At 33.1% G+C, this 19015-nt stretch carries 19 protein-coding genes; 11 read left to right on the forward strand and 8 right to left on the reverse strand.

Annotated elements, in window-relative coordinates; translation table 11 throughout:
* Positions 1-99 precede the first annotated feature (99 nt).
* The 3 genes from OZP10_RS05320 to OZP10_RS05330 all read left to right on the forward strand — a co-directional run bounded on the left by OZP10_RS05320 (position 100) and on the right by OZP10_RS05330 (position 2194).
* Entirely contained in the window at positions 100-924 is an 825-nt protein-coding gene (locus OZP10_RS05320; protein ID WP_281633812.1) for an energy transducer TonB, read from the forward strand.
* Positions 925-1013: 89 nt separating this feature from the next.
* Positions 1014-1751, forward strand: a complete 738-nt coding sequence (locus OZP10_RS05325; protein WP_281633813.1) for a DUF4184 family protein — start codon at positions 1014-1016, stop codon at positions 1749-1751.
* Positions 1752-1813: 62 nt separating this feature from the next.
* On the forward strand, positions 1814-2194 hold the full coding sequence (locus OZP10_RS05330; protein ID WP_095929421.1) for a PH domain-containing protein: 381 nt from the start codon (positions 1814-1816) through the stop codon (positions 2192-2194).
* 57 nt (positions 2195-2251) lie between these two features.
* Here the strand turns inward: OZP10_RS05330 and OZP10_RS05335 are convergent, their stop codons facing one another.
* Positions 2252-3127: a M48 family metalloprotease gene (locus OZP10_RS05335; protein WP_281633814.1), complete on the reverse strand. Its 876-nt coding sequence runs from the start codon at positions 3125-3127 to the stop codon at positions 2252-2254.
* A gap of 198 nt (positions 3128-3325) precedes the next feature.
* Positions 3326-4198, reverse strand: a complete 873-nt coding sequence (locus OZP10_RS05340) for a M48 family metalloprotease (RefSeq protein WP_281633815.1) — start codon at positions 4196-4198, stop codon at positions 3326-3328.
* A 299-nt stretch (positions 4199-4497) separates the two neighbouring features.
* Here OZP10_RS05340 and lipA point away from each other — a divergent pair, with 299 nt between their 5' ends.
* The 3 genes from lipA (at position 4498) to OZP10_RS05355 (ending at position 8636) form a co-directional block, all read left to right on the forward strand.
* Entirely contained in the window at positions 4498-5364 is an 867-nt protein-coding gene (gene lipA / locus OZP10_RS05345) for a lipoyl synthase (protein WP_281633816.1), read from the forward strand.
* 75 nt (positions 5365-5439) lie between these two features.
* Positions 5440-6438, forward strand: coding sequence for a type I glyceraldehyde-3-phosphate dehydrogenase (gene gap / locus OZP10_RS05350; protein ID WP_281633817.1), 999 nt, complete (start codon positions 5440-5442; stop codon positions 6436-6438).
* 26 nt (positions 6439-6464) lie between these two features.
* Positions 6465-8636 carry a tetratricopeptide repeat-containing hybrid sensor histidine kinase/response regulator gene (locus OZP10_RS05355; RefSeq protein WP_281633818.1) on the forward strand — a complete coding sequence of 724 codons (2172 nt, stop codon included), beginning with the start codon at positions 6465-6467 and terminating at the stop codon, positions 8634-8636.
* A 16-nt stretch (positions 8637-8652) separates the two neighbouring features.
* Here the strand turns inward: OZP10_RS05355 and lpxK are convergent, their stop codons facing one another.
* The gene (gene lpxK / locus OZP10_RS05360; protein WP_281633819.1) at positions 8653-9681 is read right to left on the reverse strand and encodes a tetraacyldisaccharide 4'-kinase; all 1029 of its coding nucleotides are present in this window, start codon (positions 9679-9681) and stop codon (positions 8653-8655) included.
* Positions 9682-9779: 98 nt separating this feature from the next.
* Here lpxK and OZP10_RS05365 point away from each other — a divergent pair, with 98 nt between their 5' ends.
* The 5 genes from OZP10_RS05365 (at position 9780) to rluF (ending at position 14211) form a co-directional block, all read left to right on the forward strand.
* Positions 9780-10874 (forward strand): Nif3-like dinuclear metal center hexameric protein, encoded by a 1095-nt coding sequence (locus tag OZP10_RS05365; protein ID WP_281633820.1) that lies wholly within the window; start codon positions 9780-9782, stop codon positions 10872-10874.
* A 3-nt stretch (positions 10875-10877) separates the two neighbouring features.
* Positions 10878-11657, forward strand: coding sequence for a zinc ribbon domain-containing protein (locus tag OZP10_RS05370; RefSeq protein WP_177212160.1), 780 nt, complete (start codon positions 10878-10880; stop codon positions 11655-11657).
* A gap of 174 nt (positions 11658-11831) precedes the next feature.
* The gene (locus OZP10_RS05375; protein WP_281633821.1) at positions 11832-12692 is read left to right on the forward strand and encodes an alpha/beta fold hydrolase; all 861 of its coding nucleotides are present in this window, start codon (positions 11832-11834) and stop codon (positions 12690-12692) included.
* An 83-nt stretch (positions 12693-12775) separates the two neighbouring features.
* Positions 12776-13120 carry an antibiotic biosynthesis monooxygenase family protein gene (locus tag OZP10_RS05380; protein ID WP_177212158.1) on the forward strand — a complete coding sequence of 115 codons (345 nt, stop codon included), beginning with the start codon at positions 12776-12778 and terminating at the stop codon, positions 13118-13120.
* Between the two features lie 227 nt (positions 13121-13347).
* Positions 13348-14211, forward strand: coding sequence for a 23S rRNA pseudouridine(2604) synthase RluF (rluF, locus tag OZP10_RS05385; protein WP_281633822.1), 864 nt, complete (start codon positions 13348-13350; stop codon positions 14209-14211).
* A gap of 41 nt (positions 14212-14252) precedes the next feature.
* Here the strand turns inward: rluF and OZP10_RS05390 are convergent, their stop codons facing one another.
* The 5 genes from OZP10_RS05390 to OZP10_RS05410 form a co-directional block, all read right to left on the reverse strand.
* Positions 14253-15644 (reverse strand): DUF4153 domain-containing protein, encoded by a 1392-nt coding sequence (locus OZP10_RS05390; RefSeq protein WP_281633823.1) that lies wholly within the window; start codon positions 15642-15644, stop codon positions 14253-14255.
* Between the two features lie 59 nt (positions 15645-15703).
* Positions 15704-15994: a winged helix-turn-helix domain-containing protein gene (locus OZP10_RS05395; RefSeq protein WP_057114812.1), complete on the reverse strand. Its 291-nt coding sequence runs from the start codon at positions 15992-15994 to the stop codon at positions 15704-15706.
* A gap of 4 nt (positions 15995-15998) precedes the next feature.
* A complete protein-coding gene (locus OZP10_RS05400) occupies positions 15999-16613 on the reverse strand; it encodes a hypothetical protein (RefSeq protein WP_281633824.1) in 615 nt (204 codons plus the stop codon).
* Positions 16614-16927: 314 nt separating this feature from the next.
* Positions 16928-17854, reverse strand: coding sequence for a magnesium transporter CorA family protein (locus OZP10_RS05405; RefSeq protein WP_281633825.1), 927 nt, complete (start codon positions 17852-17854; stop codon positions 16928-16930).
* 255 nt (positions 17855-18109) lie between these two features.
* Positions 18110-18997, reverse strand: coding sequence for a bifunctional 5,10-methylenetetrahydrofolate dehydrogenase/5,10-methenyltetrahydrofolate cyclohydrolase (locus OZP10_RS05410; protein ID WP_281633826.1), 888 nt, complete (start codon positions 18995-18997; stop codon positions 18110-18112).
* Positions 18998-19015: the final 18 nt, after the last annotated feature.

The raw sequence follows: 19015 nt of genomic DNA on the forward strand, positions 1-19015 counted from the left end.
TTGACAAACATTAAAAACTACAACATTTACGTTGTTAGCTCAAACCTAAACCTTTTCTGCGTATGATTTAAAGTTACTTAACCTTAAAACCCAAAAATTATGTCTAAATTAAGCATTTATGAAAACAAGTGGACCGATCTTGTTTTCGAGAACAAAAACAAAGAATATGGCGCATATCAATTACGCCAGGAGAATTCCAAAAATTCTGTTACAGCTCTCTTTATGGGTTTATTGTTAATAACGGCTTTAGGAAGTGCACCTGTACTTATTAGCAAATTAAAGACTTCGTCTGTTGAAGTCGAACCAGAACCTAGGATTTACGAACCTACAATTGTACACGTTGATCCAACTGTTGTACCGCCGCCACCTGCCCCGCCTGCGCCTATGGTTGAACAAACTGCAGCAAGCCAAACAGAAGCGGTTCAACTAACCAATCCTGTAATAGTAACAACAAAAGAAGCTGTTAAGGAAATCGCTCCTAATACAGAAAATGCACCAGTTGTAGAAAATGCTTCTGGAACAGGAACTGCCACTAATACCTTACCTACAACAGGAGGCGGAGGAAATGGCGAAGTTGCTTCGGTTGCACCACCAAGCAATGATCCTGTTTCTACTGCGATTTTGGATAAACTTCCAGAATTCCCAGGTGGAATTGCTCAGTTTTACAAGTACGTTGGAAACAATTTCCATAGACCAGAACTTGACGTAGAAAAAACACTAAGAGTGTATGTTTCTTTTGTCGTTGAAAAAGACGGATCGATCACCGACATTATTGTTAAAAATGATCCAGGTTACGGAATGGGAAAAGAAGCCATTAGAGTTTTAAAATCATTAAAAACGAAATGGGCTCCAGGAATTCTAGACGGAAAACCAGTGAGAACGGCATATAACCTTCCTATCACAATAAAAACAGAAGTAGAATAATATAAATATTTTGAAAAGTAAAAGCAGAACTTAGGTTCTGCTTTTTTTGTTACATTTAATTTATTAATCAAAATTAAAAAACCAACTCAATGCCCTTCACTTTTTCCCATCCTGCAATAATTCTTCCCTTGAGATATTTACCAAAATCATGGTTTTCAATAACAGCATTAATAATCGGAAGCTTAACTCCTGATTTTGAATATTTTCTCCGAATGAAAGTTAAAAGCGATTATAGTCATACTTTAAATGGTATTTTTTGGTTTGATTTACCTCTTGCCCTTTTGCTAACTTTTCTCTTTCACAATCTAACCCGAAATCTTTTATTTGAAAATCTACCGTCATTCATAAAAAACAGAATTCTAGTTTTCACAGATTTTAATTGGAATATTTATTTTAAAAGAAATTGGCTTATCGTCTTAATTTCTTTATTAATTGGAATATTCTCTCATATTTTTTGGGATGCTTTTACACATAAACATGGCTTTTTTGTCAACCACATTGAAACTTTACAAAACACAATTCCAATTTTTGGAAATGAAATTCCGCTATGGAAAATAGCTCAGCATTCAAGCACCCTAATTGGAACTATTATCCTATTAATAATTTTCATTAAGCTTCCAACAAAATTTACTTCTCAAACCTCAATCAACAAACTTTATTGGATTTCTGCGATTTTGTTTACAATAGCAATTTTATTCACGAGATTCATAATAAATCCAAAAGCTCTGAACATTGGAAATTTAGTTGTGTCCTTTATAGCATCTTTTTTACTTTCAATAACAGTGATTCCATTAATAATTAAATTCAAATCAATTCAAAAAAAATAACAAAATCCACTACATTTACTCCTTCAAAACAGAAATCATTTTAACTAAATTAAAACAGAATAATGGGAATATTTTCAGCCATTCTTGGCAATGCAGGTTCAGTAAGCCAAGAAGATTTAATTAAAAAATACGGACAGCTTTTAACTGCAAATGAAGAAATCGAAATGGGATTCAAACTTATTCGTGACACCTTCATTTTTACCAATAAAAGATTAATCTTAGTAGATGTACAAGGAATCACAGGAAGCAAAACAGAATATAAGTCTATTGGCTACAAAAGCATTACGAGATTCAGCGTAGAAACTGCAGGAACTTTTGATTTGGATGCCGAACTAAAAATATGGATTTCAAGCGAACAACACCCAAGCATTGTAAAACAATTCAATAAATCGGTTAATGTTTATGAAGTGCAAAAGATTCTTGCTTTTCATGTATTAGGATAAAAAAAATAAACCCAGCAAACAGAAATTTGCTGGGTTTTATACTTTAAGAGACAACTCTTATTTCTTTTTCGTTGTAGTTGTTTTCTTTGTGGTTGTAGTTGCTTTTTTAGTGGTAGTTACAGGAACTGTATTTACAATTTTCTGTTGCACATACGGTTTATACAAACCATCTTTTTCTGCTCTTTTCTTAGCATCATCTGCTCTTTTTTTAGAATCAGGGTGCGAACTCATCATCTGATCAATAAATGAAGCCTGAGACCCTTCACTCATTTTTGCCAAAATTCTAAAAGCCGATTCTTCAGCATTTACATCATAACCGTTTTTCTTCATGAAGTTGTAAGCAAACAAATCTGCTTCCGACTCTTGTTTACGGCTGTACTTACTATCAATAATTGCGCTTCCAATTTTCCCAAGCTGACTGTCTGTAACTGTTGCCACAGTCGCCGATTGAGAAGCCGCTCCATCCATTAAAGCTTCTTTCTGATAAGCTGCACGAATAGCATCTCTAGAATCGTTGTTTGCTACGTGCCCAATCTCATGTCCGATTACCGCAACGAGCTCATTATCATCCATAATATCCATTAATCCAGAATAAACACGAACGCTTCCATCTGCGGTTGCAAAAGCATTCACTTCTTTCAATTTATATACTTTATAGTTTAAAGTAAATCCGTCTCCAGAAGCATGCTTTCCAAAAACACGATTTAATCTTAAAGTATAACCATCGGTTGGTCCAGCAATTTCATGCTCTGCATCTAATTTATCTACTGCTTCTTTAGATAATTTTGCCGCATCGGCATTACTGAAAGTAAAACCTGTAACTCCTTTTTGAACTGCTCCAATTGCTTTATCGCCAAAATTAATCTGTGCAGTCATTTTAGTTAAACCAAATGCTGTAAATAAAAGTCCTACTATTATAAATTTCTTTTTCATATTTTTTATAATTACAATTTAACAACAAATGTAGCATAACAAAATGCTATTTTAATTTCACACAAAACTTGTTTTTCAACAAATAAAGATAAAACATTTTTATGAGCTGATAATCAACCTACAGTGGATTTTGATTCTATCGTAAAAAGAAAAAACCGGTAAACTTTTTTGGTTTACCGGTTTTAAATCCTGTATTGCTTATTTCTTTTTTGCTGTACTTTTTTTCTTTGTTGTAGTAGTTGCTTTCTTCGTTTGTGTTACAGGAGCTGTATTATCAATTTTCTGCTGTTCGTAAGCATGATACAATCCATCTTTTGTTGCTTTCTTTTTTGCTGTATCTGCTCTTTTTCCAGAATCAGGATGAGAACTCATCATCTTAGTCATAAAAGATGCCTCTGCTCCTTCACTTAAATTTTGAAGAATTCTAAAAGCCGATTCCACTGCATTCACATCATAGCCATTTCTTTTCATAAAATCATAAGAAAAATCATCTGCTTCTGACTCTTGTTTTCTACTGTGTTTGCTATCTATCATAGCGCTTCCTAGTTGCCCCAATTGAGATTGAGTAAGAGTTTCTATTTTTCCTGATTGCGATGACGCTGCATCTAGCAAAGCTTCTTTTTTATAAGCCGCTTTTATAGCATCTCTTGTATCATGATTAACAACATGCCCGATTTCATGACCAATAACAGCTAGCAGCTGGTTATCATCCATAATATTCATTAAACCTGCAAATACACGAACACTTCCGTCGGCACATGCAAAAGCATTTATATCTTTTACTAGATACACCTTATAGTTTAAAGTAACTCCTTCGCTAGTAGTATGCTTTCCAAACAAACGATTTAAACGAATTGAATATCCATCTTTTGGATCGGCAACTGGATTGTTTGCATCCAATTCTGCAATAGATTGTTTAGCTAAAGCGGCTGCATCTGCATCACTAAAAGTAAATCCTGAAACACCTTTTCCTAAAGCCCCCATCGATTTATCTGAAAGTATCTGCGCATTTGTTTTGGTTAAACTTAAAATTGCAAATAAAACTCCTAATACAATAATTCTCTTTTTCATGGTTTTAAAGCTGTTAAATTAACAGCAAAATTACTACATAAATAATTTTACAAAATCCCAAGAAGCCAAATTTGTAACAGATTAAGCCTGAACTTTTATAATCCATAAAAACGAGACTCAAGATTAAAAATTTAAGCATAAATCAAAAAACAAATCTAAAATCACACTTAAAACCAAACTATTAACAATTGAATTAAATTATCATAAATATTAACCACAAACAAGATATGCAAACGAAAAGCAAATAAACATCTCAAAATAAACTACATTCCGTATCTTTGTACTTTGAACATTGATATATGGAAACAGTCGCTGAAAATATACCTACCACAAAACCAAAGTGGTTAAAAGTAAAATTACCTATCGGACAAAAATATACTGAACTTAGAGGTTTAGTTGATAAATATAGTTTAAATACCATTTGTACTTCGGGAAGCTGCCCAAATATGGGAGAATGCTGGGGCGAAGGAACAGCGACTTTTATGATTTTAGGAAATGTTTGCACTCGTTCTTGCGGATTCTGTGGTGTAAAAACCGGAAGACCTGAAACGGTAGATTGGGACGAACCTGAAAAAGTAGCTCGTTCTATTAAAATCATGAATATCAAACATGCTGTTATTACTAGTGTTGACAGAGATGATTTGAAAGATGGAGGCTCTATTATTTGGATGGAAACTGTAAGAGCTATCCGTAGAATGAATCCGCAAACTACTCTTGAAACTTTAATTCCAGATTTTCAAGGAATTGAAAGAAACATAGATCGAATTGTTGAGGCAAATCCTGAAGTGGTTTCTCATAACATGGAAACTGTACGCCGTTTAACTCGCGAGGTTCGTATTCAGGCAAAATATGACAGAAGTTTAGAAGTGCTTCGCTATTTGAAAGAAAAAGGAATTAACAGAACTAAGTCTGGAATTATGCTTGGTCTTGGAGAAACAGAAGAAGAAGTTTTCCAGACTATGACCGATCTAAAAAATGCAAATGTTGATGTTGTAACAATTGGACAGTATCTTCAGCCAAGTAAAAAACATCTTCCTGTAAAAGAATTTATCACGCCTGAACAATTTGCCAGATATGAAAAATTTGGTCGTGAGTTAGGTTTCAGACATGTAGAAAGCGGACCTCTTGTTCGTTCTTCATACAAAGCACAAAAACATATTTTATAAAAAAAGTTTAACCGTTTAATCGTTTAATTGTAAAACCGATTAAACGGTTAAACAATTAAACGAATAAATAAAACATTGAAAACAAGAATTGCCATTAATGGATTTGGAAGAATCGGGAGAAATTTATTCCGTCTTCTTTTAGATCACCCCGAAATCGAAGTCGTTGCTATAAATGACATTGCAGACAACAAAACCATGTCGCATTTAATTAAATATGACAGTATTCACGGCGTTTTGAAAGCCGAAGTAAGTCACGATGAAAATAGCATTATTGTAGATGGAAGGCATTTTTTCTTTTTTCATGAAAAAAACATTGCAAACATAGATTGGAAATCGCATTCGATTGATATTGTAGTCGAATCGACAGGTAAATATAAAACGCACGAAGAATTAAATGCGCATCTAGATGCTGGGGCAAAAAAGGTTATTCTTTCTGCTCCTTCAGAAGTTGATACCATAAAAACGGTAGTTCTTGGTGTAAACGAACATATTTTGGATGGAAATGAAGATATAGTTTCAAATGCAAGCTGTACCACTAACAACGCTGCCCCAATGATTAAAATCATTGAAGAACTGTGCGGAATTGAACAAGCTTACATTACTACCATACATTCTTTCACCACAGACCAAAGCCTTCATGACCAGCCACATAAGGATTTGCGCCGTGCGAGAGGTGCCAGCCAGTCGATTGTTCCAACAACTACAGGTGCAGCTAAGGCATTAACAAAAATTTTTCCTAAATTGCACAATAAAATGGGTGGCTGTGGCATTAGAGTCCCAGTTCCAGACGGTTCATTAACAGACATAACCTTCAATGTAAAGCGAGCTGTAAGCATTGAAGAAATTAATAAAGCATTCAAACAAGCCTCAAAAACAAATTTAAAAGGAATATTGGATTATACCGAAGATCCGATTGTTTCGGTTGATGTAATTGGCAACACACATTCTTGTTTATTTGATGCTCAGCTAACATCGGTTATCGATAAAATGGTAAAAGTTGTAGGCTGGTATGATAATGAGATTGGCTATTCATCAAGGTTGATCGATTTAATTTTACTAATAAGAAAAAAATAAGATTCATTGTAATAGCATTGCCATACATGAAATACTGTCTTTTTATTGTTGTTTGTTTTTTTAACTCGTTTTTGTATTCTCAAACCATAAGGAATACGGATAGCGTGACCTATTATAACAAGCTGGCTAACACCAATCTTAACAATAAAAAATACAATCAGGCAATTTTTTATACAGAGAAGTCAATTAATTTTTGCGAAGAAAATGGCAAAAAAGAAAATTTGGCCAATCAGACTTTTAAACTCGGTAAAATTTATTACAACCAGAAAAAATTTGAAGACGCTTTAAAAAACTTTCATAAAACAGTTTCTTTATTTGACACCCTAAAACCTAGCTGCACAAAAGCTTTAGCATTGCATTATATTGGCGTAACCAATACTGCCAAAGGCGATTACAAAACAGCTTCTGTTTATTATACAAAAGCTCAGGATTTATTAAAACAGCTAAACATCAAAGATAATGCGGAGGTATTAGATTATCAAAAAGCTTTGGCATTTAAGACTAACAACGATCTTAAATCTGCTGTAAAAACATTTAAAACTATTGCTAAAAAACCAGATAATAGTGCAAATATAAAAACAAAAGTAGACGCATATTATCAGCTTGGTTTAATTGAAGGACAGCTTAAACGAAATGATTCAGCAATTATATATTTTGACAAAGCGTTAGATTACAATTCTAAAATTAATGATTTCCCTAAAAAATCGAAAATCGTTTTAGCAATAAGCCAATACTATAAGCAGAATAAAAATTATGATTTGGCGTATTCTTATCTTGACGAACATTATCAGCTGGAAAATTATCTTTTAAGATTAAAAAATGCTAAAATTGATTTGAATGAATATGAAAAATTTAAAAAAAATCAATCTTTAAACAATACAATCAAAAGAGAAAGCGAAGAAAAATTTCAGCTTAAAACCTATCGTTATTCTAAGCTAGTCAGCATTTTGGCCATTGCCTTAATTTCGATTTTGTCGCTTTTGAGTTTGGCTTTGTACAAAAACAACATCATAAGAAACCAGAACAATTTACTGCTTCGCGAAAAAAACAAAGAATTGATTCTCGCCAAAAACAAAGCAGAAAAAGCATCAAAAGCAAGATCTGAGTTTTTGTCTACCGTAAGTCATGAACTCCGGACACCGTTGAATGCTATTAACGGAATTACGCATATTTTGCTCGAAGACAAACCAAAGAAAAAACAGCTCAAATATTTAGAATCTTTAAAATTCTCTGGAAACTATTTGACTACTTTTATCAATGAAATCTTAGAAATTAATAAAATTGATTCGACCAAAGTTGAAGTTGAAAATATTAGCTTTAACTTAAAAGAATTGCTTTTTAATATTCAAAGTTCATTAAAAGAACTAGCTACAGCCAACAAGAACTACTTCAACTTAGAAATAGACAAAGCGATTCCTGATAATTTAATTGGCGATCCAACAAAACTGTCTCAAATCATACTTAATTTAATCAACAATGCTTTAAAATTTACTCAAAACGGACATGTAAATGTTATTGCTAAATTATACTCGCAAGAAGGAGAAGAAGCAACAGTTTATTTTGAAATCGTCGATACTGGAATTGGAATTCCCGAAGATAAACTTCAGTCAGTTTTTGAAAGCTTTTCTCAGGGTTCTATCGAAGTAAACAGAAAATACGGCGGAACAGGTCTTGGTCTTACTATTGTAAAAAAGTTAATCGAACTTTTAGGAGGCGAAATAAAACTAAAAAGTGAAGTTGGTAAAGGTTCTACGTTTACCTTCAAATTAAATTTCAAAATCAACAACGAACCATTGGAAGTAATCGAAGAAGTAAAACCTTATAATGACAAACAATTGAAAAACAAATCTATTTTATTGATTGAGGACAACAAAATCAATCAAATGATCACTCGCAAAATGCTGGAAAACAAAAACATTACCTGCGAGATTGTTGACAATGGAGAAGATGCTGTTGAACTTCTAAAAATCAAACGTTTTGACATGATTTTAATGGACGTCCATCTTCCTGGCATTAATGGAACTACAGCAACTAAACTGATTCGTGAATTTGACAAGACGACTCCAATTATAGCTTTAACAGCTATTTCGCTCGATGAAAATCGCGACATGTTGCTTTCTTACGGAATGGATGATGTGATTACAAAACCTTTTGTTCCAGATGAATTCTATACTACGATTGCTAAGTTTTTTGATTAAAAAAGGTTCTGAGATGCTAAGAATAAGATTCTAAGTTTTCTTTTACATACTCTAAAATCGCAGCATCGAAGTCTTGCTGATGATTGATGAATGAACTTTTAATTGGAAGATAATATAATTGCGAAACTAACTTTGAGTCTTTTAATCGAACATAATCCTTCTCGGTTGTAATGATTTTTCTTCCGTTTGCTTTATTCTGAATCGCATCTAAATCATTATCCGAAAAATGATGATGATCTGGAAAAGTCAAACATTCATCATTTTCATTTTTTAAGAAGTCAAAAAATGGTTTTGGTTTTGCAATTCCGGCTAAAAGAATTTTTGATTCTGATTTGATTTCGTTAACGGCAATTTTTTCATTTTTACCATAAATGACCATATCGTAATCTATAAAGGTAAAAAAGACTTTTTGACTGCTTTTCAATTTCAACTTTAATCTAATCTCAGTTTGTTCTTCTTCCGTTAAGATTTTAGGACATTTTGTAACAACTACTATACTGGCTCTTTCTGCTCCACTTCTGCTTTCACGCAAATTCCCTGTTGGCAGCATAAAATCGTCTGCATATAAATCTCCGTAAGAAGTCAGTAAAATATAAAAACCTGCTTTTACTTTTCGGTGCTGATACGCATCATCCAAGAGAACAATTTCTGGTTTTTCTTTTTGAGAAAGTAATTGCTGAATTCCGTTTGTGCGATTGGCATCAACAGCAACCATTATATTTGGAAATTTTTGATAGAACTGGAAAGGTTCATCTCCCAAAATTTCGGCATTCGAATTTTCATTAGCCAAAACAAAACCTTCAGACTTTCTTTTATAACCGCGGCTTAAAGTGGCAATTTTATATTTATCAGATAATAACCGAATTAAATATTCTATTTGAGGTGTTTTACCAGTTCCACCAACACTTAAATTTCCAACAGCAATTACTGGAATATCAAATGAAGTTGATTTTAAAATTCCTTTATCAAAAAGAAAATTGCGGATTGAAGTAATGAATCCGTATAAAATAGCAAATGGAAAAAGTAATTTTCGAAGTAAGTTCATTCTACGAAAGTATAATTTTTTTCGTTAATTTGTTTAAGGTTTTGGCACAAGTCATAGAACTTGAAACATGAAACCTAAAACTTGAAACAAATCTTAAAATGAAAATCAAAAATATTATATCGGTTCTTGAAGAGATGGCTCCTTTGGCTTACGCCGAAGATTTTGACAATGTCGGTCTTTTAGTTGGAAATTCTGAAACCGATTGCACGGGAGTTTTAGTTTGTCACGACGCGTTAGAAAATGTAATTGACGAAGCCGTATCTAAAAACTGCAACTTAGTTGTTTGTTTTCATCCGATTTTATTTTCTGGCATCAAGAAAATTACGGGTAAAAATTATGTTGAACGAGCTATCTTAAAAGCAATTAAAAATGACATTGCTATTTATGCCGTTCATACAGCTTTAGACAATCATTCTCAAGGCGTTAATAAAATTTTCTGTAATGCATTAGGTTTAGTGAATACCAAAGTTTTAGTTCCAAAACAAAATTTCATTCAAAAACTAATTACTTATACTGTTCCAGACAATGCAGATAAAGTTCGAAATGCATTATTTGAAGCAGGTGCAGGAACAATAGGAAATTATGAAAATTGCAGTTTCAACTCTGAAGGAATTGGAACATACAAAGGAAATTCTGAAAGCAATCCTGTTATTGGTGAACGCCACAGCTTAACCGAAACGCAAGAAATAAAAATTGAAGTTACTTTTGAAAAGCACTTGCAATCCCGAATTTTAAAAGCGCTTTTTGCCAATCATATTTATGAAGAAGTCGCTTATGAAATTTATAATCTTGAAAATTCTCATCAGAATATTGGTTTAGGAATGATTGGTGAATTTGAAACTGAAATGGATGAAAAAGACTTCCTGCATTTCGTAAAAGAAAAAATGATTGCTGACGGAATTCGCCATTCTGCTTTTTTAGGCAAAAAAATAAAAAAAGTTGCTGTTTTAGGAGGTTCTGGAAGTTTTGCAATTAGAAACGCAATAAGTGCTGGAGCAGATGCATTTTTGACTGCCGATTTGAAGTATCACCAGTTTTATGAAGCTGAAAACAAGTTACTTTTGGCAGATATTGGTCATTTTGAGAGCGAACGCTATACAAAAAATTATATTGTTGATTATCTTCGAAAAAAAATTCTTAATTTTGCAATCATTTTATCGGAAGAAAATACAAATCCAGTTAAGTACTTATAAAATATGACGAATACGAAAGAATTAAGTGTTGAGGACAAGTTAAGAGCAATATACGATTTACAGCTTATTGACTCTAGAATTGACGAAATCAGAAACGTTAGAGGAGAACTTCCTTTAGAGGTTGAAGATTTAGAAGATGAAGTTGCAGGTTTGAGCACTCGTTCAGAGAAACTGAAAGGTGAACTTGAAGTGATTGAGGAGCAAATCAAAGCAAAGAAAATTGCTATTGAGGAGCATAAAGAGGTTATCAAGAAGTACACAAAACAACAAGAATCAGTACGTAACAACAGAGAATTTAATTCTTTGACAAAAGAGGTTGAATTTCAGGAATTAGAAATTCAATTGGCTGAAAAGCAAATCAAAGAAATGAAAGCTTCTATCGAGCACAAAAAAGAAGTTATTTCTAACTTAAAAGAAAAACTTGATGCTAAAAGCTCTCATTTAAAACATAAAAAATCTGAGTTAGATGCTATTATGGCTGAAACTCAGAAAGAAGAAACTTTCTTAACTGAGAAATCAGCTGAATTTGCAGCACAAATCGAAGACAGATTATTGGCTGCTTACAACAGAATCAGAAGCAGTGTTCGTAACGGATTGGCTGTAGTTTCTATCGAAAGAGGAGCTTCTGCTGGATCTTTCTTTACAATTCCACCTCAAACTCAGGTTGAAATTGCTTCAAGAAAGAAAATCATCACAGATGAGCACTCTGGAAGAATTTTAGTTGATACGCAATTAGCTGAAGAAGAAAAAGAAAAAATGGAACAATTGTTCGCAAAATTCTAAATATCAAGTCCCGATTAAATCGGGACTTTTTTTTTTACTTATTTTTTTTCTCTCCCGATAGCTATCGGGATAAAAGAATTAACACAGATTAAATTATTCTTATGCTGAATAAAATCTTTTTATCCTTTTAATCTGTGGCAAAACATTTTTTACCTTTAGAAAAAAATTTAAGTTTTGGGAATTAAAAAAGGAATTCGGTTCATAACATTAAAATCAGTTGGATCTTACATTAATTTTTTGAGCTATGTTCGTCCGCAAAAAGCGATGGAACTTTCTTATGCTCTTTTTAGCCAGCCTAGAATTGGCCGACTAAAAAAAGAGGAACTTCCAAAAGTTTTGCGACATACAGAAACAGAAATATTTCATCATAATGAACATCATTTTCAAACCTACATCTGGAAAGGAAATGAAACCAAAATTCTATTAGTGCATGGCTGGGAAAGCAATGCTGCACGATGGAAAAAAACCTTACCACATCTTCAAAAATCAGGAAGCACCATTATTGCAATTGATGCTCCTGCTCATGGACAAAGCAGCGGAAAAGAATTTAATGTGCCACTTTACGCTGAATTCATCAATAAAGCTGTAGAAAAATATCAGCCCGAAATTATAATTGGGCATTCTATTGGCGGTGCCGCCTGTGTTTATCATCAATATTTGTTTCCGAACACGAGCATTAACAAAATGGTTGTTCTCGGCGCTCCTTCAGATTTAAAAACTTTGATTAACAATTACATTTCGATGCTTAGTTTGAATAGAAGAATGCTGCCTCTTTTGGAAAGCAAATTCGTCAATCGTTTCAATTTTAAACTAGAAGATTTTTCGGGACAAAAATTTGCCTCACAATTTACTATTCCTGGCTTTATTGCTCATGATACGACAGATAAGATTGTAGCTTTTGAAGAAGGAAAAAAAATAGCCAGCAACTGGAAAAACAGTCAGTTTATTGAAACTAGCGGTTTAGGTCACGGAATGCATGATGATGAATTGTATGATAAAGTGATTGAGTTTTTGTTTAGCGAGCAAAGCTCTTAGGCACAAAGTGACAAAGATCCAAAGGAACAAAGCTTTTTTTATTTCACTTATAATTCATAACTCATAATTCATAACTCAAAAAGATGATTGCCGTAATTTTTGAAGTAATTCCGAACGAAGGGAAAAAAGAAGAATATCTAGACATCGCGGCAAGTCTGCGTCCAGAATTAGATAATATTGAAGGATTTATTTCGATAGAACGTTTTCAAAGTTTTACTGATCCTTCAAAAGTGCTGTCTTTATCTTTTTGGAAAGATGAAGAAAGCATTCAACAATGGAGAAATCTCGAGATGCATCGTGCAGCTCAGGCAAAAGGCAGAAATGAAGTTTTCAAAGATTATCATTTAAGAATTGCAACTGTGGTTCGTGATTATGGAATGTTTGATCGAAAAGAAACTCCAAGTGATAGTTCTGAATTTCATTCTTAAGATTCAAGCGTAAAAAGAGACAAAGGTTTTGCACAAACTTGTCATCCTGAGGAACGAAGGATCACACAAGAAACTCCGCAATCAAAATCGCCAATCTTTGTCGAGTTACGAGCGTGATCCTTCGTTCCTCAGAATGACAAAACAGTATGAGATTCAAAACAACCCAATAATCTAAAGTCTGAAATCTAAAATTCCAAGATGTCTAAACTTTTGTCTACTTTTGCAGTATGGAAGAAAATTTAAAACGTCTTAATAAATTTATTGGTGAAACGGGATATTGCTCTCGTCGTGAAGCTGATAAATTGATTGAAGAAGGACGCGTAACGATAAATGGCGCTGTGGCTGAAATGGGGACTAAAGTTTCGCCAGATGATGAAATACGTATTAATGGTAAATTAATCGTAGAGAAAAATGAAAAATTAGTTTATTTGGCTTTCAATAAACCTGTCGGAATTGAATGCACGACTAACCTTGAAGTTAAAAATAATATTGTTGATTATATTAATTACCCGAAACGTATTTTCCCAATTGGAAGATTGGATAAAGCCAGTGAGGGATTAATTTTTATGACTAATGATGGTGATATCGTAAACAAAATTCTTCGTGCTAGAAATAACCACGAAAAAGAATATACGGTTACAGTAAACAAACCTATTACAGAACGTTTTATTCAGCGTATGGGAAATGGTGTTCCGATTCTCGATACGGTTACCAAAAAATGTAAAGTCGAACAAATTAGCAAATTCACTTTCAAGATCATTTTAACGCAAGGATTAAACCGTCAGATTAGACGAATGTCTGAATATTTGGGTTATGAAGTTACGGCCTTAAAACGTATTAGAATCATTAATATTTCTTTGGATATTCCTGTTGGAAGATATAGAGATTTAACCGACGCTGAGATTAAAGAACTAAACCAATTAATTGAACCTTCTAGTAAAACAGAAGAAGCAAGTCTTCCGAAAGTAGAAAATACGAATAGAAATTCGAACAGAAGCTCAACTCAAGGAACTTCTCAAAATTCAAGTCGAAGAACAACATTTATTTCAAAACATGATCCTCGCTTTAAAAAAAGAGGAGATAATAAATAAAAAGAAATCCCATTCAGTTGAGTGGGATTTCTCATTTTATCCTATTTCTTTTCTTTATTCAAAAATTCATAATACAACGCTTTAGATAAAAAACTGGCGTCTTGATAATTCCAAATCAATTCTTCTCTTACCGCTTCTGCATATTTTCCGTTTAAATTATTTTTTTCAAAATATTCACGACGAGCATCATCATTAAAATTTAAACCGCTTAAGAAGACAGGTTCTACTCCTTTGTTAACTGAAATATTATAATTCGTAACAAGGTTTCCCCAATTGATATAACTGCATAAAAGAATTATTCCGTAGAAATACCAAACCATCTGGTTAAAAAGATAAGCATTGGTTTTTTGCTTTCTTATTTTCTGAAATGAAACTGCTAATCCGATAATAGCTAAGATTAAAAAAGCATAAACTCCAAGACGTTTGTATGTTAAACCATAAAAAGAAACATATTCTGTATTCTTAATCATGGCACTTACAATTAGAATGACATTTAGCACAAGCCAAACTTTTGCTAAATTCTTTAAAGTTTTGGCTTTTTCATCAAAATTAAAACCTCCTTTAAAGTAAAATAAGATTACGCCAACTGCCATTAAAATTGAAAAAATTACTGCGTTTACACGTTCATGTGTGTCTGCGCTTAAATTTGTTTTTTTGACTACTTCAAAAAATTGCTCATAATTGTAAGTTCCAATAAAAACTAAAAGCATGATGTTTAGCAGAAACAATGTGATTTCTCCGCTTCTTCTTTCAAAATCAAGATCTAAAAAAGAAAAAGTGCTTTGATTTTTTACTTCAGAAACATTTGTGAAATCATTGTTCAATTTCGGATTGTATTCGTAACAAACATCAGGAACCCAATAATTCCAGAAACTAAACGAGATGTAAAATCCTAAAACACACATTGCGATTAATTGCGGTAAATTGATATCTAGTTCATAATCTGTAAATAATGAAGAGAAATGATCGCTTCCGAAAGAATAAACAATAAAAAACAATCCGAGAAAGATAACCGGAATAAGAACAAAAGCTACTAGTTTTTTCGCAAAATCATTATGGATTTTTCGTTCTGGAAGCCATTGTTTAAAGATGAAAATTCGGCCGATGGAAGTAAATCCGTTTAAAAATATTAAAGGAAAAACCTGAATTATTTTGAGTTCATCATTTTGTGTTTTGAATTGCAAAAATAAAATTGATAATGCTAAAGCAAAAAATGATGCCGCATCTCCGTACCAAGCAAAAGCAAAACAAGACAAAATAGAGGTCATTACAAGAACAAGATGTGATCGCTCTACCATCTTTTCCTGAAAGAAATAACTAATTAAAAGCGTGAGTAAAACGCCAAAAATAGAAATATTGATTCCAACAGATTCGTTGTAAAAAAGCAGTATAAAAACCGCTGTACAAGCTAAGATAATTTGATGTTTTTTCATGATTGATAAATTTAAAAGTACTTTGTAACTCAAAGTTTTTAGATAAAAAAATAGCGTTATTACGATTTCATTAATTTTTCAAGGTACGACAAGTGCTCTTTGAAGGCAGCACGCCCCAAATCGGTTACTTGATAAGAGGTTTTAGGCTTCTTCCCTACAAATTCTTTTTTTACTTCTATATAACCTGCTTTTTCAAGCGCAGAGGAATGACTCGCTAAATTACCATCGGTGATATTTAAAAGCGTTTTCATCTCGGTAAAATCTACCCAGTCGTTAACCATCAGAACGGACATAATGCCCAGTCTGACACGGCTTTCAAAATCTTTATTTAGTTTATCAATAATTCCCATTGGGTTACTTGTATTTTTTGAACATCACTAATCCATATATGATATGCAGAATTCCGAATCCGATAATCCAGAAAATCAATCCATATCCAATATTAAAAAGTGCAATACATCCTAAAATCAGTTCCGAAAAACCAAGATATTTTATGTCCGAAAATGTATATTTTTCTGCGTTTACAACAGCAAGTCCGTAAAAAATTAATGTCGCAGGAGCCACTAAACCAAAGTTCCCATAATGTATTAAAGCCAGACAAAATATCCCGCCAGTTATAAGCGGTACTGCCAAATGAAAAAGCATCTTTTTTGTTGCCGAAGTCCAAATTGGCAAATTGTATTTTCGGCTTTTTCTAATGGTAAAAAAAGCAGCAAATACCAACGCAACGACCATAATTATGATGCCGATCCAGAATAATTCTGAAACCAGATTGGTTGAATATAATCTATGCCCATCGTTTAGATAATCGATACCGTTTACTTTGAAAAGCTGATATACATAGATTCCGCCAATTAAAGCTGAAAGACCAGCGAAAACTCCTGAAAGTCCGCTTAATGATATAAATCTTGAAGAGCGCTCCATCATGGAACGAATATGTGCTAAATCTTCTTGGTGCTTTTGATTCATAATTAAAGTACTTTGCAATACAAAGTTATTATTTATTTCGAATTGGCAAATTAAAAAGTGATTTTATTTTTAATATTTCGTCCCTCTGGGATTCTGCAAACTTTTTTAAAAACGAAACTTTCTTATGAAAATGATTGCGTGAAGGATAGAAGCTAGCTACCGAAGTAGCGCGGATAGCCCGACCCCGACCCGTTGAGAGGGCGCATCAGCATAAAGTATTTTTGCCCTCTCAACGGGTTGGGGTCACGCCCAAAATAAAAAAACGAAAAAGCCCATTCTTAACGAACAGGCTTTTACTATAATGAGTTTTCAAATTAAAACCATCTTCTTCTTTTGAATAAAAATACTCCAAAAGTGGATAAGATTATTGAAACTAGAAGCAGAATCCAGATTCCGTATTTACTTTCTTCTAATCCGTTTGGGACGTTCATTCCGTATAAACTGGCAATTAGGGTTGGAATCATTAAAATGATTGAAATTGATGTCATCTGTTTCATGATATTATTCATGTTGTTTGAAATTACAGAAGCATAAGCATCCATCATTCCTGTTAAGATGTTGTTGTAAATATTGGCTGTATCTTGTGCCTGATTTAATTCGATTTCAACATCTTCTAATAATTCTGGATCGTAACTGGCTTTATGTGCTTTTAAGTTTTTGATTCTTTGAAACAAAACGTCATTTGCTTTTAAAGAGGTAATAAAGAACACAAAGCATTTTTCGATTTGAAGTAGTGCTTGCAATTCCTCATTTTTGATCGATTTCTCTAAATTATCTTCTGCCAGTTTTATTTTATGATTGATTTGTTTTAGATATTTCAAATACCAAACGCTTGACGATAAAAGTAATCTGAGCACTAAATTGAAATTATCTTCAATTTCGATATTTTTACGCTGCGAATAGGCGACAAAATCTTTTATTATTTCCGTTTTATAAAAACTGATGGTAACACAGATATCGTCTTTAAAAATGATTCCTAGAGGAACGGTATGAAATGGAATTTTGACGTCTCCGCTTTTAATCGGAATACGCATAATGATAAGCGTCCAGCCGTCTTCTATTTCGATACGAGGTCTTTCGTCGATATCTTCGATATCATTGTAAAAGGCTTCAGGAAGTTGAAGTTCTTCTAATAAGTAATTTTTATCTGATTCTGTTGGAGATTCGATGTGAATCCAGCAATTTGAAGTCCATTTTTGGATTTCTACCAATCCGTTGTTGTTTGTGTAAAAGGCTTTCATTTCAAAATACAGGTTTTTAGCGCAGCATTTTGAAATTTTCAAAAGCTGCTTAATTTAATACTAACGAATAATAATAATCGTCCATTTGGAGAAGTGTTTTTTAAGTGGTGCAAAAGTATCCTTTATTTTTAAGAACCAAAACTTTAATCTATTAATAATATATTAAAATGGCACTTTTATATAGTTTTTCTAAGATATACGAATAAAAAAAGCCTGCTCAATCGAACAGGCTTTATAATATGTTTGGACGCGATTTTATTTATTTCTTGCGCTTCTCATTTTTCTCGCTAAAAGCGTATTCTTAAGCAACATTGCAATTGTCATTGGTCCAACTCCACCTGGAACTGGTGTAATGAAAGATGCTTTTTTGCTTACTCCGTCAAAATCAACATCTCCTTTGATAACATATCCTTTTGCGTTTGATGCATCTTCTACACGTGTAATTCCAACATCGATAACCGTTACTCCTTCTTTTACCATGTCTGCTTTTAAGAATTCTGGAACTCCTAAAGCTGTGATGATGATATCAGCATTTTTAGTGAATTCTGCTAAATCTTTAGTTCTACTATGAGTTAATGTAACTGTCGAATCTCCAGGATTTCCTTTACGACTCATTAAGATACTCATTGGACGTCCTACTATATGGCTTCTTCCTATTACAACTGTGTGTTTTCCTGCAGTTTCTACTTTGTAACGCTCTAACAATTCCATAATTCCGAATGGGGTTGCTGGAATAAAACTTTCCATTTCAAGTGCCATTCTTCCAAAGTTAGTTGGGTGAAATCCGTCTACGTCTTTGTCTGGATCGATTGCTAATAAGATTTTCTGCTCGTCGATATGTTTTGGCAAAGGCAACTGAACGATGTATCCGTCTAGATTGTCGTCTTCGTTTAACTCTTTAATTTTAGCCAATAATTCATCTTCTGTAATCGTTTCTGGTAAAGCAACTAAAGTTGAATCAAAACCAATTTCTTGGCATGATTTTACTTTACTTCCCACGTAAGTTAAACTTGCTCCGTTATTACCCACTAAAACTGCTGCTAAATGAGGCACTTTTCCTCCAGCTGCTTTAATAGATTGAACTTCGATTGCAATTTCGTTTTTAATGTCGTTAGATGTTTTTTTACCGTCTAGTAGCTGCATTGTGTGTTGTTTCAGGTT

The organism is Flavobacterium luteolum, assembly GCF_027111275.1.
GTDB lineage: Bacteria > Bacteroidota > Bacteroidia > Flavobacteriales > Flavobacteriaceae > Flavobacterium > Flavobacterium luteolum.